The organism is Granulosicoccus sp. 3-233, assembly GCF_052681095.1.
In genome coordinates, this window is record NZ_JBQYLE010000004.1 from 315,260 (window position 1) to 338,757 (window position 23,498).

Annotated in this window: 17 protein-coding genes; 3 read left to right on the forward strand and 14 right to left on the reverse strand. The window is 59.7% G+C overall.

The window, feature by feature from the left end; genetic code table 11:
* Positions 1–2: 2 nt before the first annotated feature.
* Positions 3–1,835: a hypothetical protein gene (locus ACUNV4_RS13330; protein WP_430879055.1), complete on the reverse strand. Its 1,833-nt coding sequence runs from the start codon at positions 1,833–1,835 to the stop codon at positions 3–5.
* 137 nt (positions 1,836–1,972) lie between these two features.
* Positions 1,973–4,132 carry a choice-of-anchor D domain-containing protein gene (locus ACUNV4_RS13335; protein WP_430879056.1) on the reverse strand — a complete coding sequence of 720 codons (2,160 nt, stop codon included), beginning with the start codon at positions 4,130–4,132 and terminating at the stop codon, positions 1,973–1,975.
* Positions 4,133–4,318: 186 nt separating this feature from the next.
* On the opposite strand from ACUNV4_RS13335, the gene ACUNV4_RS13340 reads away from it, so the two are divergent.
* Complete coding sequence (locus ACUNV4_RS13340; protein WP_430879057.1) at positions 4,319–4,804, forward strand: hypothetical protein; 486 nt, start codon at positions 4,319–4,321, stop codon at positions 4,802–4,804.
* A 139-nt stretch (positions 4,805–4,943) separates the two neighbouring features.
* Here ACUNV4_RS13340 and ACUNV4_RS13345 read toward each other — a convergent pair whose 3' ends face one another.
* A complete protein-coding gene (locus ACUNV4_RS13345; RefSeq protein WP_430879058.1) occupies positions 4,944–6,281 on the reverse strand; it encodes a tetratricopeptide repeat protein in 1,338 nt (445 codons plus the stop codon).
* A gap of 62 nt (positions 6,282–6,343) precedes the next feature.
* Between ACUNV4_RS13345 and ACUNV4_RS13350 the strand changes: the two genes are divergently transcribed.
* Entirely contained in the window at positions 6,344–7,165 is an 822-nt protein-coding gene (locus ACUNV4_RS13350) for an alpha/beta fold hydrolase (RefSeq protein ID WP_430879059.1), read from the forward strand.
* A gap of 31 nt (positions 7,166–7,196) precedes the next feature.
* Here ACUNV4_RS13350 and ACUNV4_RS13355 read toward each other — a convergent pair whose 3' ends face one another.
* From ACUNV4_RS13355 to ACUNV4_RS13380, 6 genes are all read right to left on the reverse strand, one after another.
* Positions 7,197–8,270: a P1 family peptidase gene (locus ACUNV4_RS13355; RefSeq protein WP_430879060.1), complete on the reverse strand. Its 1,074-nt coding sequence runs from the start codon at positions 8,268–8,270 to the stop codon at positions 7,197–7,199.
* Between the two features lie 154 nt (positions 8,271–8,424).
* A complete protein-coding gene (locus tag ACUNV4_RS13360; protein WP_430879061.1) occupies positions 8,425–10,047 on the reverse strand; it encodes an ABC transporter ATP-binding protein in 1,623 nt (540 codons plus the stop codon).
* Positions 10,037–10,852, reverse strand: a complete 816-nt coding sequence (locus ACUNV4_RS13365) for an ABC transporter permease (RefSeq protein ID WP_430879062.1) — start codon at positions 10,850–10,852, stop codon at positions 10,037–10,039. Before ACUNV4_RS13365 ends, ACUNV4_RS13360 begins: the two co-directional genes overlap by 11 nt.
* Entirely contained in the window at positions 10,849–11,799 is a 951-nt protein-coding gene (locus tag ACUNV4_RS13370; protein WP_430879063.1) for an ABC transporter permease, read from the reverse strand. The genes ACUNV4_RS13365 and ACUNV4_RS13370 overlap by 4 nt, the downstream gene beginning before the upstream one ends.
* A 54-nt stretch (positions 11,800–11,853) precedes the next feature.
* Entirely contained in the window at positions 11,854–13,332 is a 1,479-nt protein-coding gene (locus ACUNV4_RS13375) for an ABC transporter substrate-binding protein (RefSeq protein WP_430879064.1), read from the reverse strand.
* A gap of 10 nt (positions 13,333–13,342) precedes the next feature.
* A complete protein-coding gene (locus ACUNV4_RS13380) occupies positions 13,343–14,677 on the reverse strand; it encodes an acetylornithine deacetylase/succinyl-diaminopimelate desuccinylase family protein (RefSeq protein WP_430879065.1) in 1,335 nt (444 codons plus the stop codon).
* Positions 14,678–14,847: 170 nt separating this feature from the next.
* Between ACUNV4_RS13380 and ACUNV4_RS13385 the strand changes: the two genes are divergently transcribed.
* On the forward strand, positions 14,848–15,501 hold the full coding sequence (locus ACUNV4_RS13385) for a histidine phosphatase family protein (RefSeq protein WP_430879066.1): 654 nt from the start codon (positions 14,848–14,850) through the stop codon (positions 15,499–15,501).
* 94 nt (positions 15,502–15,595) lie between these two features.
* Here the strand turns inward: ACUNV4_RS13385 and fadA are convergent, their stop codons facing one another.
* From fadA to ACUNV4_RS13410, 5 genes are all read right to left on the reverse strand, one after another.
* A complete protein-coding gene (gene fadA / locus ACUNV4_RS13390; protein ID WP_430879067.1) occupies positions 15,596–16,777 on the reverse strand; it encodes an acetyl-CoA C-acyltransferase FadA in 1,182 nt (393 codons plus the stop codon).
* Positions 16,774–18,960, reverse strand: a complete 2,187-nt coding sequence (gene fadB, locus ACUNV4_RS13395) for a fatty acid oxidation complex subunit alpha FadB (RefSeq protein WP_430879068.1) — start codon at positions 18,958–18,960, stop codon at positions 16,774–16,776. The genes fadA and fadB overlap by 4 nt, the downstream gene beginning before the upstream one ends.
* A 201-nt stretch (positions 18,961–19,161) precedes the next feature.
* Complete coding sequence (locus ACUNV4_RS13400) at positions 19,162–20,961, reverse strand: acyl-CoA dehydrogenase C-terminal domain-containing protein (RefSeq protein WP_430879069.1); 1,800 nt, start codon at positions 20,959–20,961, stop codon at positions 19,162–19,164.
* A 531-nt stretch (positions 20,962–21,492) separates the two neighbouring features.
* Positions 21,493–22,287: an ion transporter gene (locus ACUNV4_RS13405; protein WP_430879070.1), complete on the reverse strand. Its 795-nt coding sequence runs from the start codon at positions 22,285–22,287 to the stop codon at positions 21,493–21,495.
* Between the two features lie 111 nt (positions 22,288–22,398).
* Positions 22,399–23,451, reverse strand: a complete 1,053-nt coding sequence (locus tag ACUNV4_RS13410) for an AraC family transcriptional regulator (protein ID WP_430879071.1) — start codon at positions 23,449–23,451, stop codon at positions 22,399–22,401.
* Between the last annotated feature and the right edge of the window lie 47 nt (positions 23,452–23,498).

Below are 23,498 nucleotides of genomic sequence, written 5' to 3' on the forward strand. Positions count from 1 at the left end.
CCTTACTGCATGATCTGCGTCGCCGTATCAATGACTTCATCGCGCAATGTGGTGTTGTCGTACATGGTGCGGAACATGTCGACCTGATCGACCCGGTCGCCCTGAGTCCACAGTTTCTGCAGGTGACCATAGCTGAGCGACTGGTATCGCAATTCCGCCGACACGGTATAGACCTCGTTGCTGCCAACGGCGATTCGATAGCTGACGGTGTCCTCACCGTTGTTGAAATCATCGTCGGTCAGCGCCGCCCCGAAGACGCCAAAGGTGTCCGGCAGAGAGTCGTCATTCAGGATCGCCCCCTTGTTCATGCCAGCGGGCGTCAAGCGGTTATCCTTCAGGTAAAAGCTGCTGGCCAGTAGCGAATGGGTACGATCTCCGTCGGAATTGCCGGTAATGGCCTGATAGACCTGCACCTGGGTTTCCGAGGTGATCACGTCATGATGCGGCTCCCAGGTAGCCGAATTCACATCCTCGGCCACCCCCACGATACTGCCATCGGGGCGGATCCGGCCGCTCTCGAAGATCAGCTCGCCACTGCTGTCCAGCACCTGTACATGCAGATAGACACGACGTGAATGATAGCCGGATGGCAGGCGATGGCCGGTCTGGTTCCTGACGTGCACATCGAACTGCAGCTCGCCGTTGACGACACCATCACCACTGATGGTCACGTCCGCGGAAGTTTTCAGAAATTCACGATTGCGCTGGATGGATGCCTCGAAATCCATGCCCGGTTTGAGGCCCAGCTCTTCGCTGTAGTTCATCAGCATGGTCTGCACGACCGTATTGGCACCCAGGAAGGTATGTTCGGAAAAGTCCGGACGTTTATCGGGAGCACCCTGTCCGATGTAGACATCCTGATCGAGCCTGGGCATGTGACAGCTCTGGCAAGTGGCTTCCTGCGGCCCACCGATAGCGTATTCGCTGTTCTGCCATTCGGTGAAAGTGGCTTGCTCGGCAAACAGCACGTCTTCCAGCGGCTCACCGTCCTGGCTGATCGAGTGCACATTCAGATTGTGGCAGGTAGCGCAGCTTTCGGACGTACTGATATGCAGACCCTGCTGTGCCAGATAGCCCACCTGCTGACGCATGTAACTGACCTCCGGATCGGCATACTGACCATAGGCCGGTCGATCCATGGGATCACCGGTGGGTGAACCGACGATTTCGAACCCACCGGACATGCTCTCTTCGGTGCCCAGATTGGTACCGTCCATCTGATGACACAATGAACAGCTGACACCATCCATCGCATGGTTGAAGACTTCATTGCTGTCATCCATGGAATACAGTCCCGGATTGATCACCGTGACACCATTGGCCGACAACTGGTCGTAGAGACGCAGGTCCAGTCCTTCCTTTTCGGTCAGATCATGAGCCAGCGGCGCGTGACAGACGATGCACTCGTCATTGATCACCTCTTCCAGATGCGGGTAGTTGTCCAGCTCGGAGGCCACGACGGCGTGCCAATACGGATCACGAGTCGAATTGGCCATCATGCTGGTTTCCCAGGCAGTCCCTATCGAGACATTGCGGGTTTCACCGGCAATGGGGGTCGTGATCTCCATGGACGCATCGTTGTGACAGGTGGAACAGGCCTCACTGCCTGCATGGTGCTCGCCTTCGAAGCTGGCAATCGATGGTGACAGTGATGGCAGCAGTCCTCGAGCTTCGGGAACCACATCCTTCTCGATGATATCGACATCTCCACCATCATCTCCGCCTCCATTCACGGAGTCACCGCCACTGCCGCCACAGGCACTGAGCAGGAACATGAGCAGCAGCAGACTGGCCTTGCCCAACGTGCGCGTCGACACGGTTTTTTCGATATCCATAAGTAGCTCTTGATGAAAACCACGATCCCGGCATGTACCCGGCCGGAGCGTCTATAGCGAAAGGCCCTGCTACGTGCAGGGACTCCAGTTCTGTTCAGGCTCTGTTATCGGCCCGGATCGCGCGGACATTGAGTGCTTCAATAATCACTGGGCTCGAGAATCCGAATCTTCTTGTCGATGTTGTCGACGATCCAGATCGTGCCTGGAAAGACATCGCCATCGCCCTGGGTAGTGAGATCCAGAGGGGTGGTGCCCTGGCCTTTCAACAGCAGGGATTTGGAGGTTATGGCTGTCCCGTTGCCATTGAGCTGGACGCGGAATATCTGTTTGCCGAATGCCGCCGCTATCAGATCGCCTTTCATGGCGCCACCAAAGTTGCTGGCAGTGTATTCATCCAGGCCATTGGTTGACGGGTCATTGGTCACCAGCGCACCATCGTTCTGGCCGGGCGTCTTGTAGATGCATTCCTCCTCGTTCGCAGGCCCCTCGATGGGCGACTGACCGCCAAACTTGTTGCCCTTGTTGCCTCGCGTCGGGTTGGGATGCCCCCCGTAATAGCCCTCCTCGATCAGGTGCAGACCATCTTCATGAGTGTCTCCATTGTTCTTGATCGCATTCGAGCAATTGGCACCCGGCTGGGCGCCCCAGCCCGCGTTCGGCCCGTTGTCCCAGACATAGAAGCGACCGGACTCGGTGTAGACAATGTCATAGGCGTTGCGAAAGCCGGGAGCGAAGATCTGCACCGGTCCGTTTGTCTCCAGAATGGCCTGATTCAGGCCGTCATGCCCGCCGAAGGGGTCGTGCTGATCGGCAGGTCCGTCCAGCGTTGGCAGATCGTAGGTTGAGTTGCCGATTGCATCCAGATCGATGACCAGCACGGCGGCGGAGAGTGCAAACTCGGGGAGCTCGGCAAAGTTGTTGGACGGTGAGCCCATGTTGGTATGACCACCCACGCTCACATACAGCTTGTTGCCTATCTTGACCAGACCATTGGGACCGTGATTCTCCTCGGAGCGCGGCAGACCCCGTACCAGGTCCTGCTTGGTCCACTTGTTGCCGTTCAGAGTTAGCTTGTGCAGCATGCCGGAGTTGGTGTCGAGGTTCGAATCCGTGCCCGACGGTCCGGCTGCCTGCCGCGGATCGCTTGACGAGACATAGATCACCGGTGCCGCTGCCGTTCCTTCCACGTACAGCCCCGTCATGGTGCGGGTGTTCTGGTTGTTGTTGGGTGTCCCATCATCGTCGTGGTTGGGTACGTTCTTGACCAGGTTGATGGTCTGTTCCAGATTGCCGACGTAGTTGTCCTTGCCATTGCGTGTGATATCGAACACGTGGATCGGCCCGGCCATTTCACCGACGTACAGCTTGCCGTCCGGCCCGAACTGCAGGGTCGTGCCCCGGGTGATCTGCTGGCTGGTGTTCAGTTCACTCAGGGAGAAATTCACCGGCACCGATTGCGGCGTGACCACGGTACCCTCCAGATCCAGCTCCAGCGCGCCGTTGTTGCCATCGTGGAATATCTCGACTTGAGCCGAGCGGAAGCCGACCGTATCGGTAGCCATGTCGATCTTGACATCCAGGTCTTCGCCGGGACTGAGCGTGACCGGAGAGAAGTTGATGGTAAAGGCATCGGCGTTGGTGCCACTGAGCTGCATGGCTGACACATTGATGGCCGGGCCATCCGCATCACCGTTATTGCTGAGAATGACGTTCTTCTGCGAGTCGGTATCCTGCAGGGCTTCACCGAAATCGAGTTTCTGGTCAGACTGCCCCAGATCCGATGTCAGGGGGTAACGGGCCGTACCGGTGAAGAGCACCACATAGGGCGATGTCGAGCCACTGATGTCGAGCCGCAATCCAGCCGATTTATCGCCTGGCGACAACGGGACGAAATCGACCGTGACCTCGATGGACTGACCGGGTCCGAGCGTCTGGTAACCCCCGAAACCCGCTGCGAACTCGCTGGCGCTCTTGCCGAACAGGGTGGCCTCACCGATCTCGATGGCAGCGGCATTGTCGCCCCCCTGATGAGAGAGCACGAAAGTCTTGCTTTGCGACTGACCGACATCGACCAGGCCGATCTCGACCTGGCTCGGCGATATGGACAGATTGTCGATGCGACTGACAGTGGCCGTGCCCGACAGAGGCACCGTGATGCGCCCACTCCCGTCACCTTCAGCCACTGACGCAGCCTCATCCCCCGTATCCTGAGCCCAGCAGACACCCATAGACGCAAGCAACAGCACAGTGCTCGCCAACGGCGCGCGACCGCGCCTGACCAGGAACTTGTTCGCCATCTGTATTCTTCTCTGACTTGATTTCATGACTGCGCCGAGCGCAGCTTTCATGGCGCAAGGTCCTGCAATATTCGTGACAAAGTCGATAAGTTCAGCTCACACCTGCCTGCCTGTGAATGAATAGCCAGCCAATCCGGTCGCTATCAGCCATACTTGACAGTCATGTCTGTTGTCCGATATCCATCCATGCCTCGTTCGATCTCGCTGTTCATCGCCGCCCTGTTCCTCCTTGCACCTCTCGGCAATGCCCTGGCAGATACTGCCGAGCTGGATGCCGGCCCACTGGATCGACCGCTGTCGATCGATGGTGAGACCGGAGTCACCACCTCACTGAGACCATCAAGCGTATCGGTCGATAATCCGATTCAGTCGCAGGAAGCATTGCGAGAGGCCGTGGTAGAAGAGCAGGAGATACTGGAGAAGCTCCCTCGCGAAGAGCTGGAGACCAAGGCTGAACAGGGTGAGCGCGCTGCCCAGGTGGTACTCGGTGCCGATTTTGCAAGAGAAGCGACACTGCTCTCATTCGCCCCGGCGGCCGCCAATGATGCGCTGAGTGACGCCGCTCGCTGGTACTCGCTGGCCGCCAGTCGCGGTTTCCCGGGCGCTCCCTCACTCGATCAGTCAGGCATTCGCTTCTTTCCGATCCGGGTGCAGCGCGACCCGGCACCCTGATTGATCATCGGGCTCCAACAGCCCGGGCGCAGACCAGTGCGGCAATTCGCGCGCGCTGCCGTAAACCGTTGCGACCGATCCGGGTCATGCTCAGCGCGGCGGCACCCTCATCGCCTTTGACCGTCGCAAACCGGAGCCTTCAATCGTTCAGCTGTTGATACACATCCTGTAATCGCTGCTGCAGGATCGGACTGTCCGGCTCCCAGCCACGCCGATGCTCCAGAGTCTTGCGAGCCGCCTGCCAGTCACCCGCCCGCAGGCGCGCATCCAGCAACACCTGCTCGAACAGGTCGCGTTGCGCATGGCTACCTCCGATGCGCCACAACTCATGCCGTACCGACGCCAGCTCGCGCGCGGCCCGATCATGCTCTCCACGTGCATGCGCCACCATGCCTTCGGCCGCAGGAATGGCCACATCGCGCCACAGGATGCGATCCTGCTTCACGACAGGCTGCTCTGCCTGCGCACGAATGAGAGTCAACAGTTCGTCGGTCAGCGCCGAGCCGGCTCTGGCCAGGCCATACAGATACTGCAGACTCAGAAAGGGCTGAATGACATCGTCCCGACGCGTTTCGAGAAACGGCAGAAGGTCCTGCCAGCGATCCCCGACGTCCACGGCAGCCAGTTCCAGTCGGGCCAGCAACGACACCGCACCGATCTGATCCTGACTGTAATCCGGCTGTATCCCCCAGCAGCGCTCATCATGGATGCGCAAGGCCGTCACGACCTCTCCTCTGGCGATCTCGAACAGGGCGACATGCCACCAGTTGTGTGTGAACATGAACGAATTGAGTCCGTCCCAACTCGGCGCACTGGCTTCCAGCAAGGCCAGACCTTCCTTGCCGGTGCCTCGCCCCAGATGCACATGCGCCAGCGCATGATGGGCCCAGGGCTCGTTCGGATCGATCGCCAGCGCCCGATGGGCGGCAGTTTCAGCCTCGGCAAGGTGGTGTGACTGTTCATGCCCGAAGGCCACCATGCTGTGCACGGCGGCCAGATGACCATTGTGCGGCTCTGCCGCCAGCGCCAGCCGCAGCATCAGCGCTGCATCGCCGGCATTGAAGGCGTGATACTGCACCACTTTGAGCAGTGGCAGATCACGTGGGTATTCGGCGCACAATTGCGTGCCGATCGCCAGCACCTGCTGATGATCGTACTGTTGCCAGGCCTGCAGCAGGGCCAGCATGCCCCGTTCACGGGCGTTCAGCCCACCGACCCGTTCAGCCCGCTGCGCGTAGGGAATCGACTTCTCCGGTGCTTCGGGTCGTTCCAGAAACATCCACAACATACCTGCATAGATATTGGCCAATGCGCTGTCCGGATGGTTGTCGGCGCATTCCAGCACGTTCACGGCCCGAGTCTGATACGACACGAAGCCTTCAGCGAAATCGTTGATGCCGGGCAGTGCGGCCTGTGGACTGGTGGTCGTCGAACCGAAACTGTCCGTGGATTCGCCGGAGCTTGTGTTGTGCTTCATGAACATTTCCGTTCCGAGTTGTCTGTCATCATATTGCCTTCCATCATCGAATCTGCACAGCCATGCCGTTTCTCGACATCAATGATATCTGCCTGCACTTCGAGCAACATTCCGCTGCTCGATCAGAAGCGCCTGAACGACCGCCCCTGCTGATGCTTTCCGGCATGGCCAGTGACAGCGCCAGCTGGCTACCGCTTGTCGATGGTCTGAGACAACAACAGTCGCTGTTGATTCCGGACAATCGCTGCACTGGCCGAACTGGTTCGGGCTCCGTTGCCAGCTCACGCGATGTGATGATCGCCGATATCCTGGCGATGCTTGACGCGCTGGGTATCGAAAGAGTCAATGTGCTGGGGCATTCCATGGGTGGCATGCTTGGCTGGGCGCTGGCTTGTCAGGCACCTGAGCGTGTGTCGCGACTGGTCTGCGCTGCGGCCCTTCCACAGATCATTCCGGCGCGTATTGCTCTGTTTCAATCACTGCTGGCCATGCGTACCGAAGACAACGAAGCACACTGGTTCGCGCTGTTGTACCAGTTCCTGTTCAGGCCTGAATTCTTCGCGGATCCCGACGCTGTGGCCGCGGCCCTCGAGGCGTCCCTGGCCTACCCGTACAAGCAGAATCTGACAGCCTTTGGACAGCAGGTGGACGCACTACCGAGTTTTCTGCCGCCGCTGCCATTGGCGCAGCGACGCTGCCCGGTCACCCTGTTGACCGGCAGTCAGGACATGCTGATGACACCGCAGATGCTGTTCGACTTCCGGCAGCAGCACCCCGACGTGACGGTCCAGATCGTTGACGGAGCGGCCCATGCGCTGCATTGGGAGCAGGCCGGTCGCGTGCTTGCCATTGTCGAAGATGCCCTGAGTCGCCCCCTCGATTGAGACCGCCTCCTGAGGAATCGATCGGTTCCGGTCACGGATTCGCGAAGCTCTGCTGCCAGGTCGGCAAGGTGTCGCCCGCAGCCTGCTGCGCCAGATAGACGCCGCGGGCGATGGCTCTGGACAGGCATACCGCTGCCGCGTGGCCCAGGCGCATGGGATCCTCGGCCGGCTTCTGCATCTCGACCTCGGCTATCGACAGGGCGAAGATCAGATCTCCATCATAGGGTGTATGCGACGGCACGATGGCACGTGCCATGCCATCCTGGGCCGCTACCGCCATGCGTTGCAGCTGCGCCTTGTCCAGGCGCGCGTTGGTTGCCACGATGGCAATCGTCGTATTGCTACCCGCAGGGCTCGGCTCTGCACCATCAGGCAGACCGTGCATGGCGGCGTAGGCGCGCAACTTGTCATTGCGCGGCAACAGGAACGGGTCGGGAGCCGGAGCCATACCCACGCCACCGAATTCATCCTGCATCTCGAACGGTGCAGCCCAGAACGAGCGACTGCCAGGCACCACGACACTGCCATGCGGATTGGCCACCACAAGGGCCCCCACGACGATGCCGTCGGGCATGACCAGAGAAGCGGATCCCAGACCTCCCTTGAGCACTGCCGTGGTCGCACCGGTACCGGCACCGGCCGTGCCGAGCTCGAACGCTTCATCGGCCGCAGAATAGGCTTCACGACCAAGCCTTGCGTAAGGGTTCTGCTGCCAGTCGGATGCGCCGCCGTTGAGCAGATCGAAGATGATGGCCGTCGGCACGATCGGCACCTGCACAGGCCCGATGGTAAACCCCCTGCCCTGTTCCCGTAATGCCGCCACCACCCCGGACGCCGCTTCCAGTCCCAGCGCCGAGCCGCCAGACAAGACCAGCGCATCAACCTGTTCGACCAGTTTGTCCGGTGCCAGACAATCGGTCTCCCGGGTACCCGGAGCACCGCCCATGATGTCGACACTGGCGATGAAGGGCTGTTCTGCGGTGAGCACGGTAACACCGGATTTCACCAGGGGATCAGCCGCATTGCCGACCCGCAGGCCCGGCACATCGGTGATGAGATTTCGTGGTCCGACCTGCCAGCGCAGCTCGGGAGGCGTGTTTTCCATGGGATTCTTCACAGCGGTTGATGTCCGTTGATCGCAGATCTGCCTGGTCTGGCAGGTCTGGCAGGTCTGGCAGGTCTGGCAGGTCTGGCAGGTCTGGCAGGTTGACATGATAGGTCGCGGAGGACTCCGTCCGGTTCGACCGGATAGCAAGCGGTCACGACGAGGCAATCCGCAATTGCGGCGTGGCAGCCAGCAGCTCCCTGGTGTAGGCATGCCGCGGACTGGCAAAGACAACAGCTGTGTCCCCCTGCTCAACGATCTGCCCCTGTTGCATGACCAGTACTCGCTCACTGACTCGACGCACCACGGACAGATCGTGCGAAATGAACAGATAGGCCAGACCCTGTTCACTCGCCAGCGTGTCCAGCAACTGCAGCACCTGAGCACGCACGGATACATCCAGAGCAGACACCGCTTCGTCCAGAATGATCAGGGAAGGCTGGACGATCAATGAACGAGCAATCGCGATCCGCTGACGCTGACCGCCCGAAAACTCGTGAATGAACTTGTCAGCGTCATCGGCGTGCAAGCCGACACTCTCCAGGACCCGGGCCACGCGCTGCTTTGTGTTTCTGCGTCCCGCTGATGTGTCCAGCAGATGCAAGGGCTCACTGACCAGTCGGCCGACGCGATGACGCGGATTGAACGATCCGTAGGGATCCTGAAAGACCACCTGCATCTGACGTCTGGCCGCCCGTGAAACCACCTTCGCCGCGCTGACCTCTTCCCCGTTGAGGCGGATACGACCGCCCTGCAAGTGCATCAATCCCAGCAATGCGCGGGTCAGGGTGGATTTTCCACAACCGCTTTCACCCACCAGACCAACGCTTTCGCCCGGTCGAATGTCGAAACTGACCCGGTTCACCGCGCGAAAGGCCGGGGCATGGGAAAGCAGACCGGTGCGCCGGCCGGGGTACTCGCAAATCAGGTTCTCCACCTGTAACAAGGGTGTGGCAGCAGCCTGGGTAGAGGGTAGATTCCGGGGCGCACTGCCTGGCGTGGAAAGCGCCGAAGCCTCGAACAGCATGCGCGTGTAGGCATGCGCAGGACGAGCGAACACGGCCCCCAGATCGCCCTGCTCGACAACACGCCCCTGACGCATGACCACGACATCGTCGGCCATGTTGGACACCACCGCCAGATCATGACTGATCAGCATCAGCGCCAGCCCTTCATCCTGCTGCAGCGATTTCAGCAATTCCAGGATACCGGCCTGGGTGGTCACGTCCAGCGCCGTCGTCGGCTCGTCGGCGATCAGCAGACGCGGCTGACAGGCAATGGCGATGGCAATGACGACGCGCTGACGCTGTCCACCCGAGAGTTCATGCGGATAGCGGTTCAATGGAAACTCGGCATTGGGCAGCCCCACCCGCTGCAGAGTCTGCCGGGTCAGCGCCTGCGTCTCATCGCGCGACAGGCCTCGGTGCAGGCGAATACTCTCACTGACCTGCTCCCCGATGCTCTTGACCGGGTTCAGTGCCGTCATCGGTTCCTGGAAGATCATGCCGATATCACTGCCGCGCAGTTCACACAGCTCGGCTTCGGACATCGCCTCCAGAGCCTGTCCCTGAAACCGGATGCTGCCTGATTGCACGGATCCGCGTGGCAGCAGCTGCATGATGGACAGTGCCGTCATCGATTTGCCCGAACCACTTTCACCAATCAGCCCCAGTGCCTGACCCGCCTGCAGCTGCAGCGAGATGTCCTGCAATATGGGTGTCTGGTGTATGGACAGGGTCAGCTTGTCCATGTGCAGCAGTGGCGACTCAGCGTTCACGGCGCAACCTCGGATCCAGCCAGTCCCGCAGCCCATCGCCCAGCAGATTCAGTCCCAGCACGGTGATGACGATGGCCAGACCGGGAAACAGCGCCAGATGGGGTGCCAGGCTGATCAGTGTCTGGCTCTCCGCCAGCATGCGGCCCCAGCTGGGAATGGGTGGCTGCGCTCCCAGACCGACATAGGAAAGACCCGCCTCCGCCAGAATGCCCAGCGAGAACTGGATGGTGCCCTGCACCACCAGCAGATTGCTGATGTTCGGCAGCAGGTGCTCCAGGGAAATGCGCAGCGGCCCCTTGCCGGCGACGCGTGCTGCCAGCACGAATTCCCGGTTCCACAGACTCATGGCAGCCCCCCGGGTCAGACGGGCAAAGACCGGAATGTTGAAGATGCCGATGGCAATGATGGCGTTGACCGCTCCCGGACCGAAGACAGCCGTGATCATGATGGCGATCAGCAGCGCCGGAAAGGCGAACACCAGATCGTTTCCTCGCATGATCAGTTCATCCAGCCAGGAATGGGCGCGTGCCGCCGCCAGCAGACCCAGGGGCACGCCCAGGCCCATGCCGATACCCACCGCCACCAGAGCCACGGCGATGGAGGTGCGAGCCCCCACCATCAGCATGGAGAGAATATCCCGGCCCAGATGATCGGTACCGAGCCAGTGCACGGAATCGGGCGAGGCAAACTTGTTGCGAATGTCCAGGGAGGTGACGTCGAAGGGCGTCCACAGATAACTGAGCAGTGCTGCCGACACCACCAGCAATACAAGCACCGCCCCCGGCACAAGGGATCTCAGCTTCATCGTCGCTGCTGTCGCAGACGTGGGTCGACCCAGGCATAGGCCAGATCGATCACGAAGGTCACCAGGACAACCGCGAAGACCAGCAGCATGACGACACTTTCCACCACGATCAGATCGCGCTGCGCGATGCTCTGAAAGATCAGACGCCCCAGCCCCGGCAGAAAGAACACGTTCTCGATGATGATGGCGCCGGCGATCAGAAAAGAGAACTGCAGTCCCATGATGGTCAGCACCGGAATCATCGCGTTTCTCAAGGCGTGTCGCAGCAAGGCCTGTCGTGCGCTGAGCCCCTTGGCTCTGGCGGTGCGCATGAAATCCTCTCCCAGGACATCCAGCAGGGATGAGCGCATGACGCGTGTCAGTATGGCCGCCTGTGGCAGCGCCAGCGAGATTGCCGGCAGCGTCAGGGACTTCAGTCCAGCGAACAGTCCGCTCTCCCAGCCGGCAAACCCTCCAGCGGAAAACCAGCCGAGATTGACGGCAAACAACATCACCAGCAACAGGGCAAACCAGAAATTGGGAACGGCGATTCCCAACTGGGTAAACCCCATGACGGTGGTATCGGCCACCCCGCCACGATGACTGGCCGCCCAGATACCTGCCGGAAAAGCCAATACCGTTGACAGCAGCAAGGCATACAGGGCCAGAGGCAGAGAGACCCACAGGCGATCGGCCACCATGTCCACCACGGGTGTCCGGTAGGTATAGGACTGCCCGAAGTCACCCTGTACCATGCCGCCGATCCAGTGCAGATAGCGGGCCGGCCCGCTCTGGTCCAGACCTAGCTCGCTGCGCAGCGCCGCGACTGTATCCGGCTGCGCATTCATCCCGAGCATGTAGGACGCCGGGTCACCCGGTACCACCTCGATGACGAGAAACACGATGAGACTCGCCACCAGCAAGGTGGCCAGCAGGGAGCCCAGTCGCCTGAAGAGATAATGCAACATGTCAGTCAGCCCTGCGCGCCGCCAGACGCCACCAGCAACGCACAGGCTGAATCCCTAGTCTTCCCAGTACACTGCCGTCAGGTCGTTGGCCTGCGTGGGGGAGTTCGGCCACAGACCCTTGAGCTTGCTGTTTGCAACTCCGGTACGAGCCAGTTGAAACAGATAGGCGTTGACATGATCATCGGCGATGATCTGCTGCGCCTGCTGCAACAGAGCCAGACGCTTGTCCGGATCGGTCTCGCCGCCCAGTGTTGTCATCAGCGTCTGCAGTTCGGGGTTGTCATACTGGAAGTAATATTCGGGATTGGCATAGATGCCGATATCCATCGGCTCGGTGTGCGAGACGATGGTGAGATCGAAGTCCTTGCCCTTGAAGACCTGCTCCAGCCATTGCGCCCATTCCAGATTCTCGATCTCGGCCGTGATGCCCACATCGCGCAGCTGGGCAGCAATGATCTCCCCGCCACGTCGCGCATACGCCGGCGGCGGCAGTTTCAGGGAGACTGTCAGGCCCTCTTCCAGACCAGCCTCCTTCAACAGGGCTCTGGACTTGTCGGGATCATAGGCCGACTGCCCGGTCAGATCGACATAGGCCGGATTATGCGGCGCGAAATGCGTGCCGATGGGAGTGCCGTACCCGTACATCGCACCGTCGATGATCTCCTCTCGATTGATGGCATGCGCCACTGCCTCACGGATGCGGATATCGTCGAACGGTGCAGCCGCATTGTTCATCGCCAGGATGGTTTCGCCTTCGGTGGAACCGAGCACCACCGAATAGCGTGGATCGGCGTCAAGCTGTGCCAGATTCTCTGGTGCCGGATAGTTGGGGAAGGCATCAAGATCGCCGGCCAGGATGGCGGAATAAGCGGCAGTCGGCTCACTGATGAACTTGAACGTGGCCTTGTCCAGCCTTGCCTGCTCACCCCAGTAATCGGCGTATCTGACGATCTCCACGCGATCACCCTGCACCCACCGTTCGAAGGTGAATGGGCCGGTACCCACCGGCGAGGTGGCCGCATCGGCGGCCGATGCAGGATCGAGAATGACGGCATCGCCCCAGGCCAGGTTGAACAGCAGATTGCCGTCGGCCTGCGTCAGATTGATCGCCACAGTGTGTGGATCGATGACGTCGACGCTGTCGATATTGGCAAACAGCTGCTTCTGCGCATTGGTGGAGTCTTCAGCCATGGCGCGTTCGATCGAGAACCTGACATCCTCGGCCGTGAACTCGGCACCGTCATGAAAGGTCACGCCGCTGTGCAATGTGAACACATAGCGTGCCCCGTCGTTCTCGATTTCCCAACTGCTGGCCAGTGCCGGTATGACACTGCCGTTGGCATCGAAGCGCGTCAGACCTTCGAAGATGTTGGCATAGACCACCTCGTCGATCGCCGCAGCCGCACCCCCGGTCGGATCCATATTGGGTGGCTCCAGCTGCATGCCCAGAGTCAGATCGGTTCTGGCCGCTTGCGCCTGGTTGACTACCGTGGCCAGCAGCAGCATTACCGGCAGGCGAAATCGATTCTTCATAGTCTCTCCATCAGTCGGAATCCGTCAGCAGCAGGGCCTGTAAGGAACGCCCCATGACCTGTGCGGCAACAATCATATCCTGTATTCCGACATACTCGTCAGGTTGATGCGCCAGATCCAGAATGCCGGGACCATAGGCGATGCAATTGTGCAGGCGGCCGATACGATCGACATGTTTCTGATCGTAAGTTCCCGGCGAGACCACATATTCCGGCTCCTGTCCCAGACGCTGGCGAATGGCATCCGACACGGCGTTCACCACCGGCGCATCTCTGTCGGTCATGTTGGGCAACACCGAAAACAGCTCACGCACCTCGTAATCGAAGCTGTTGCGCTCCGACTTCACGCGCTCCAGCAAATCATGCAGTTCGGCCTGCACATCCTCCAGGTTCTCTTCGATCAGGAATCGTCGGTCCAGCACCAGGCGGCAGCGATCCGGCACCAGCGCCGAGGGCATGCCGGTGTAGTCACTGGCGGCCTCGGCCAGTCCGCCGTGAATGGAATTGATGTTCAGAGTCGACTGGCGCGCCTGTTCGGGTACCACCGGCATGGCCGTCTGGCGAGTCGCCAGCTGCGGTATGAGGGTGTCCTCCAGCGCCTCCAGTACGGCCCCCATGTGGCGAATGGCGCAATCACCGAGAAACGGCATGGAACCGTGTGCGATGTGCCCATGGGTCTCGACCTCTGCCCACCAGACGCCGCGATGACCCAGGCAGATGCGCTCCTTGTTCAAGGGCTCGGGAATGATCACATGCTGGACCCGCTTCGGATTGAACCATCCCTGTTCCGCCAGATAGGCCACCCCGCCAAAGCCTCCGGATTCTTCATCACAGGTGCCGGAGATCTCGATGGCACCGGCATAGCCGGGGTGTTCCGCGATGAAGCAGACTGCCGCCACGATGGAGGATGCCAGACCGCCCTTCATGTCACAGGCACCGCGCCCATACACCCGGCCATCACGTACGACGCCGGCGAACGGGTCGACACTCCAGCCTTCCCCCACCGATACCACATCGGTATGGGAATTGAAGTGCACGCATTCTCCGGCATGACGCCCTTCGTGTCGCGCAATCAGGTTCCAGCGAGGGTACTGCTCACTGTCACCCAGTGCGCCCACGGCTCGCACTCGTTCGATGGCGAATCCGTGTGGTGCGAGCATGCGCTCCAGCAGGTCACAGATGTCCGCATAACCCTCGCCTGGCGGGTTGATGGTCGGCACGCGAATCAGCTGCTGCGTCAGTTCGACGAGCCATGACTCGGCATCGGCTATGCGCCTGTCCAGAGCCGATTGCGGCCCCGGCTGCTGACCTGCGTCGCTCTGTGTTTCCTGCCCGGCGTCAGTCACTGACGATCCTCGCTGATGGTGGCCTGTTGAATCCTGCAGCTCACTGTTGTGCCTGTTGCCGGCAAACTTGTCAAATGGGACTGAGCGTGATTTCCCGCAAAGCGGTAGAATTCAGCGGTTAACGATGGCTTGTCGTTTTTCCGAACCAGCCTATTGGCAGCTCTTGAGACATGAACCAAAACCTGCGCGACCTGTTACCACAGGCTTCACACGCTACTCGCTTCTGGTGGATCCGCCACGCCCGTGTGCCAGAGGTCTCGCACCGCATGTATGGCAGCCTGGATGTAGACTGTGATACCTCGGATGAGGCCTTGTTTCAGGGAATTGCGGCGAAGCTGCCCAGTGACGCCCTGTGGGTGACCAGCCCGCTCAAGCGGACTCGGCAAACCGCCGAGGCGTTGATCGGAGCCGGTGCCAGCGCTGCGGACTGGGCTCAGGATGCGGATATCAAGGAGCAGGATTTCGGGGACTTCAACGGCATGACGCATGAAGAACTGTTTGCCATGCGCGAGGATGCCTACCTGGGCTTCTGGCCTCTCCCCCCCGAACAGCAGGCACCCAATGGCGAGAGCTTTTCCATGTTACGCAGTCGGGTCGAAGGCTTCATCGAGCGCATGAACAGCGAGCACCAGGGCAAGGATGTCGTCTGCGTTGCCCATCGCGGCACCATACTCGCCGCACTGCAGATCGCGCTGGACCTGCCACTGCGCAACAGCGTGAGTTTCGATATCGGCAACGTCTCCCTGACGCGCCTGACCCATCACGCTGATGTGCCCGAGGGTGGACCGCAATGGCGAGTGGTGGACGTCAGCTGGCTGCCTTGATTTGTCACCTGCGGCAGTAGAGACACCGAAAGCCCCGGCCCCTGCAGAACAGGCGCTCGGGGCATACCGGCACTATTGAAGCGCGGTCCTTTCCTTACTTCAAGCGTTCGAAGACCGTGGCAATACCCTGCCCCATGCCGATACACATGGTGGCCAGACCCAGCTCTCCATCATTCTGCTGCATCACGTTCAGCAAAGTGGTGCAGATGCGCGTGCCGGAACAGCCCAGGGGATGACCCAGTGCAATGGCACCGCCATTCAGATTGACTTTCTGATCCATATGCTCGATCAGCCCGAGGTCCTTCAGCACCGGCAGGGACTGTGCGGCAAAGGCTTCATTGAGTTCGACGTAATCGATGTCGTCAATGGACATGCCCGCCCTTTTCAAGGCCTTTTTCGTCGCAGGAACCGGTCCGTAACCCATGATGGCCGGATCACAACCACTGACGGCCATGCTGCGGACGCGGGCTATCGGCTGCAGGCCCAGACTCATGGCCTTTTCGCCTGACATCATCAGCATGGCGGAGGCACCGTCGGCAATGGCCGAGGAACTGCCGGCAGTCACGGTGCCGGTTTTCGGAATGAATGCCGGCCGCAAGGATGCCAGGGCTTCCAGCGACGCATCACCGCGAATGACTTCATCCTTCTCGATCAGGGTCAGCGCACCATTGGCATCGTGTCCTTCGATGGGCACGATCTCGTTGTCGAAGCGCCCCTCATCGGATGCTGCCTGAGCGCGTTGATGAGAGCGCAGGGCGAACATGTCCTGCTCTTCACGCGAGATGCCGTGGATCTGGCCCAGCATCTCGGCTGTCACGCCCATCATCATGGAGGCCTTGGCCGCGTACAGACTGACCGATGGATTGATATCAATGCCGTGCATCATCGGTACATGCTGCATGTGCTCGACCCCGCCGACCACGAAGACATCACCATAACCCGTCATGATGCCCTGGGCGGCCGTGTGCAGGGCGCTCATCGATGAACCGCACAAGCGGCTGACCGTCTGTGCTGCCACCTGCTTCGGCAAGCCGGCCAGCAACCCCACACTACGAGCGACGTTGAATCCCTGCTCCAGAGTCTGGTTCACACAGCCCCAGATGATGTCCTCGACGTCACCTCTATCCACCGACGGGTTACGCACGAACAATGCATCGACCAGTGCCGCGGACAGGTTTTCAGCGCGTACATGGGTGAAACCACCACCCTTGGATCGGGCCATGGGTGAGCGAACGCCATCGACGATGACGACATCGCGTGCCTGATAGCTGCTCATGACTGTGCTCCTGAGTTGTCAGCTGCACCTGCGGCAGCCTTTGCGTGATACGTCTCCCCGTTCTGTGCCATCTTGCGCATGGTCTCTGTCGGGTGATACAAGGCACCCAGCTCGGCGAATTCATCGGCCCGCTGGCAGAAGGCGGCCATGCCCATCGTATCCACATGATGCAGGGCACCACCGCGGAACGGCGGAAAACCGACTCCGTATACCAGGCCCATATCCACTTCGAACGCTGCGCTGACTATGTTGTCTTCCAGGCAGCGAGCAGCTTCGATGCACAGGGGAATCATCAGGCGATCGACGATATCCTGCTCATTGAACTCGGCACTGGCCGTCTGCACACTGGCGACGATCTGGTCGACATCCGGATCAGGCAGCTTCTGCGGCTTGCCACGCTTGTCGGCTTCGTAACGATAGAAGCCCTTGCCGTTCTTCTGACCGAGGCGATCGGCTTCATACAGCGCATCGACGATGGTCTTGGTCTCGCTGGCCATGCGGTCGGGAAAACCTTCGGCAATGACATCAGCCGCATGCTTGCCGGTATCCATGCCCACCACATCCAGCAGGTAGGCGGGTCCCATGGGCCAACCGAACTTCTCCAGTGCCTTGTCAATGGCCCGAAAATCCGCACCATCGGCAATGAGCTTGTTGAAGCCGGCAAAATAGGCAAACAGGATACGGTTCACCAGAAAGCCCGGACAGTCATTGACCACGATAGGTGTCTTGCGCATGGCCTGGGCATAGGCCACGGTGGTGGCAATGGCTTCTTCCGACGAGGTGCTGGCACGAATGACCTCAACCAGAGGCATCGCATGCACCGGGTTGAAGAAATGCATGCCACAGAAGTTCTCGGGGCGCTTCAGCGCAGAGGCCAGCAGATCGACCGAGATGGTGGAGGTGTTGGTGGTGACGATGGTGTCGTCGCTGACCTGCTCTTCCACTTCGGCCAGCACCGCCATCTTGACTTTCGGATTCTCGACCACGGCTTCGACCACCAGATCCACCGCACCGAATTCGCCATAGCTCAGCGCCGGTTGAATGGCGTTGAGTACCCCGGCCATGCCCTCGGGCTTCATCCTGCCACGACTGATCTGCTTCTTCAGCAGCTTGCCCGCTTCATCAAGACCTGCCTGCAGGGCCTCCTGGCGAATGTCCTTCATGATGATGGGCACACCATTGGATGCTGATTGGTAGGCAACCCCACCTCCCATGATTCCGGCTCCGAGTACTGCCGAGTGTTTCACGGGTCGTGCATCCTTGCTCTGCTTGCGAGCCAGTCGCTTCAGGGCCTGATCATTCAGGAAGATGCTGACCAGGCTGGCGGCGACGTCGGTCTTGCCCAGCTTCACGAAGCTGGCGCTTTCGATCTGCAGCGCCTCATCACGTGACTTGCCCGCATGCCTGGCCACGGTGCCGACAATCGTCAGGGGCGACGGATAATGTGGCCCGGCCTTGGCGCCAACCACGCCCTTGGCCGATTCGATGGCCATATTGAATTCCAGCTCCGAGAGTTTCAGAGGAGACTTCTTCAGGGCGCGGCGTGAGGCCACTTCGATCTTGCCGTCACGCACCTGCTCGATGATGGAGATAGCGGCGGCGCGAACATCACCATCATGAACGACCGCATCGATTGCACCATCCTTCAAGGCATCAGCCGCCTTCTTCGATACACCGGTGCACATCCATTCAAAGGCATTGTCCACACCGATGAGCCGCGGCAAGCGGATGGAACCACCCCAGCCCGGCATGATGCCGAGCTTCACTTCCGGCAAGCCCATGCGGGCGCCGGGAGCAGCGACGCGAAAATCACTGGCCAGACAGATCTCGAAACCGCCACCCTGGGCCTCACCGTTGATGGCAGCCACTGTCGGGAAGGGCAGATCCTCGAAGCGATTGAACATGCCGTTGACTTCATCGAGCATGGTCATCAGCACTTCATCGGGTGATGCGAAGTAGCCGAGAAACTCGGTGATGTCCGCGCCTGCAATGAACACACCCTTGGTGCTGGACAATACAAGTCCTGCCACTCCTGATTCCTTTTCGATCTCGGTCAGAACCTGACCGAATTCCGTCAGGGCATTGCGATTGAAGACATTGACCTTCTGCCCTTCGCTGTCGAAAGACAGCTCGAGGATGTCATTGTCGCGTGTCAGCTTGAAGGCTGCGCCGTTGAAAAGCATGAGCGAAAGCTCCTACGGTTATTGTACGAATGGGCAACAGCCCGGCGCTTCGTGAAAGCATACGGGCTGCTGCAGAGTGATTGCCTGCACCAGAGAGTGAATGTTACGCCGACCCCGAGCTGGCAGACAACCGAACATTCCTGCCATGTTACGTGCATGGCAATGCTGCTGGCTACCCGGGCTCGCCGAGCGCCGCGACGATCAGAGCGCGAAGTGGGCCTCGTCCAGATCCATCAGATTATCGGCACCCGAGCTCATCGTGATGGCCAGGGTGCTGGTGCGTGGCAGCAGGCGCTCCATGTAGAAGCGCGCCGTGAACAGCTTTGCTCGCAGGAAGACCGCGTCTCCCTCACCAGCTTCCAGCTTGCGTTCGGCGGCGACGGCTGCTTGCGCCCAGAAATAGGCCATGACGACATAACCCGAATACATCAGGTAATCCACCGATGCTGCGCCGGCTTCCTCCTTATCCTGAATGGCGGCCATGCCGATGCGCTGAGTGATGTCTCCCCATTGCCTGTTGGCCTCGGCCAGAGGGCGGATGTAACGCTGCAGCTTCGGTTCATCCTGATATTGCCTGCAGAACTTGTGGACCTGCTTCGTGTAAGCGCTCAACAGAGCACCTCTGGAACCCAGTACCTTGCGTCCCAGCAGGTCGATGGCCTGAATACCGGTCGTGCCTTCGTAGATCATCGATATCCGCGCATCGCGAACATTCTGCTCCATGCCCCATTCCTTGATGTAACCGTGTCCGCCGAATACCTGCAGGCCGAGATTGGCGGCTTCAAAACCGGTTTCGGTCAGGAAGGCCTTGGCGATGGGCGTCAGCAGTGCCAACTCCTGCTCCGCTGCGGCGCGCGCCTCTTCACTGCTTGACTGGTGGGCGATATCGACCAGCTGTGCACAGCGATAGATGAACATTCTTCCCCCTTCGGCCAGGGCCTTCTGGGTCAGCAGCATGCGCCGGACATCCGGGTGGACAATGATCGGATCGGCGGCCTTGTCGGGCGCTGCATCGCCGGAGAGCGAACGCATCTGCAGACGCTCCCGGGCGTAGGCCAACGAGCCCTGAAAGGCCAGTTCGGTGTGCGCCAGCCCCTGTATGGCTGTCCCTATCCGGGCGGTGTTCATGAAGGTGAACATGCAGTTCAGGCCCCGATTCGGCGGTCCGATCAGAAACCCTTTCGCCCCATCGAAGTTCAGCACACAAGTGGCATTGCCATGAATCCCCATCTTGTGCTCGATCGAGCCGCAGCTCACCTGGTTTCGGACACCCACATCTCCCTCGTCGGTCAGAGAGAACTTGGGGACGATGAACAGAGAGATGCCGCGAGTGCCCTTCGGCGCATCCGGCAGACGGGCCAGTACGATGTGCACGATATTGTCGGCCATGTCGTGCTCACCGGCAGAGATGAAGATCTTCTGCCCGGTAATCGCGTAACTGCCATCCTCATTGGGCTCGGCACGTGTCTTCAGCAGACCAAGATCGGTACCGCAGTGGGATTCGGTAAGGCACATGGTGCCTGTCCACTCACCGGAGACCAGGCGTGTCAGATAGGCTTGTTGCTGGGCTTCAGTGCCATGGGCAGCCAGCGTGTTCATGGCGCCGTGGGACAGGCCCGGGTACATGGACCAGGACCAGTTGGCCGTGCCATTCATCTCCGACAGGACGGTGCCGAGCGATTCGGGCAAACCCTGACCGCCAAGCGCTTCGGACTGTGTCATGGATGGCCAGCCGCCATCGACAAATTGCTGATACGCATCGCGAAAACCCTCGGGCGTCGTGACTTCTCCATCCTTCCAGGTGCAGCCCTGCTGGTCACCAATCGCGTTAAGCGGGCTGAGCACCTCGCGAGCAAATTTCGCCCCTTCCTCGAGAATCGCATCCACCACATCCGGCGTCGCATCCTGTCCGCCCGGCAATCCGGCGTAGTGCTCATCGAAACCCAGAACGTCCCGCATGGCGAAGCGCATATCCTGCATCGGCGGCTTGTAACCGGTCATTGGCAGACACCCATTGATTCGTACCCACTCATTGGCAGACACCCATAAATTTGAACTACCCGAAGTGTCGGCCGATCTCGGTTCGAACTCAATGACGAATAGAGGCGAATTTACTGACAAAATCGTTCATTGATGGAATTTACCGCTGCCAGATCACGCCAATTCAGCTAGTTACGTGACTTTCTGTCGTGACGGAAAATTGACTTTATCGGGCAAGGAAGGCTGGCTGGCGTGTGGGTGTCTGATGGTGGGCGGATATGGGTGTCTGGTATCAAGGGGGGGGGAGCCGGGAGCGCATGGGTCTGTTCGCACGGGGATGGGAATCAGGATGCTGCCGGCCGATATGGGTGTCTGATATCGGCCGATAACCGTACTGGATTCATGGGTGTCTTGTGGCGGCCGGGTACTGCATTGGATTCATGGATGTCTGATACCGGCACGAACCTGCATCCGGTTCATGGGTGTCTGAAATCAGCCCGAGCCTGCATCCGATTCATGGGCGTCTGATATCGGCCTGGAGCTGCATCCGGTTCATGGGTGTCTGTTCTCCAGCATGGCTTTCAGGGTGGCGATTTCAGCAGACAGTGCGCGGACTTCGGCGCGAGTCTGATCATGCTGGTCTTCGACGTGTCTGGCATTGTCGACATCGTGTTCGGCCTGCGTGGCGTTGACGATGACCGCGATGAACAGATTCAGCATCGTGAAGGTCGTCACCAGAATGAAGATCACGAAGAACACCCAGGCAAACGGATAGGCCTCGATAACCGGCCTGGCAATCCCCATCGACCAGCTCTCCAGAGTCATCACCTGAAACAGGGTGTAAGCCGTTTCGCCAAGGCCACCAAACCATTGCGGAAACTGCCCCCCGAACAAGCCGGTGGCAACCACAGCCGCAACATAGAAAATCAACCCCATCAGCAGCACAACCGAACTGAGACCGGGTATCGCGCTGACCAGACCACCAACCACACGACGCATGGATGGCATCAGAGTCAGAATTCGCAGCACACGCAGAACTCGCAACGTTCGCAGCACGGCCAGTGGACCACTGGCAGGCACCAGCGCGATGGCGACTACGGCAAAATCGAACAGACTCCACGGATCTCGAAAGAAGCGACCACCGTGAGCAATGATACGCAGTGCCAGTTCGACCACGAAAACCGACAGTATCAGCATGTCCAGCGCCTTCAACCAGCTTCCGTGTACCGCCATGATGCTCGGTGACGTTTCCAACCCGAGAATCACGGCATTGATGATGATCAACGCAATCAGCGCACGTTCGATTCTCGGCTGTGCAATCCAGTCACCCAGCTGTTGACGCCACATTGGTCGAAGTCGGGATTCGGAAGTCATCGGTCTGAAATATCGCCAGGTTGGAAACGAACGCAGATGGTAGATCAGCGCCACTCGCAATGGCACAACCGATAGAAAAAAACCCTACAGGCTGGCCCTGTAGCCTGACGGGGTCGTGCCTGTCCAACGTCGAAATGCCCGAAAAAAGGCACTGACTTCATCAAAGCCCAGCAAACCCGCAATTTCGGTGTAGGTCAGCTCACCCGTGGCCAGATATTGCATGGCCGCCGCTTGCCTGCATTCATCCTTCAGGCGCTGGAAAGAGGTCCCTTCGTCGAGAAGTTGGCGTCTGAGCGTACTGACGGACATGCCAAGCTGATGGCTGACTTGTTCAGCACCAGGCAACCGTCTCGACAGATCATCGCCAAAGATCCCCAGCACCCGATCACTCAATCGTTGATCATGATAGGACGGCACAATCAGACGATAAGGCGCCGATTTGAGGAACACGGACAATGACTGCTCAGACTGCACGTTCGGCAGATCAAGAACTGACTTTTCAAACCTCAACAAGGATTGTTCGCAGGAAAACTCCACCGGGCAGCGAAAGAGCTTGCTCCACTGTGCCCCATTCACGGGCTTGTCGAATTCGAATTCGACACGCTTCAATGCCAACGAACGGCCGGCGAACCAGCTGAGCAAGTTGTACCACATGAATAGTGACGTCCGGACACGCATGGGCCCATCGGCTTCCAGTATCTGCTTCAAGGTCCGACTTTGTCCTTCGCTCACGGTAGCAAAGCCCACCGCAACACTGTCGTAGGTAGGCAGAATGCAGGGTTTGATCGCCATCCCGTTACAGATGTCCAGAAACTCACCGGCGCGCTCGATGACGGCTCGCAAAGTGGGCCGGTGGATGACGCACAAGCACATCATCCGAAACGTGCCCGTCGCCACACGCCCTCCACTGACCATACCCAGTGACTCATCCTGCAACAACAACATGGCCCGCTGATACAAACGACCAAACAACTGCGCAGGCAGCTCATCACAACTTTCCAGCATCTCCAGTGTCACACCTTCATCGGCAGCAAACTGGCGAGGATCGTGTCCCTGGTCGGTTACGGCGCGCAACAAGGCACGCACATAGGATCCTGAAATGAGACTACTGGATATGGAGGATCGGACAGTTGCCACGCTGCAAGTCAATCTCTGGAAAAACCTGAATCCTGCCAGCATAACGC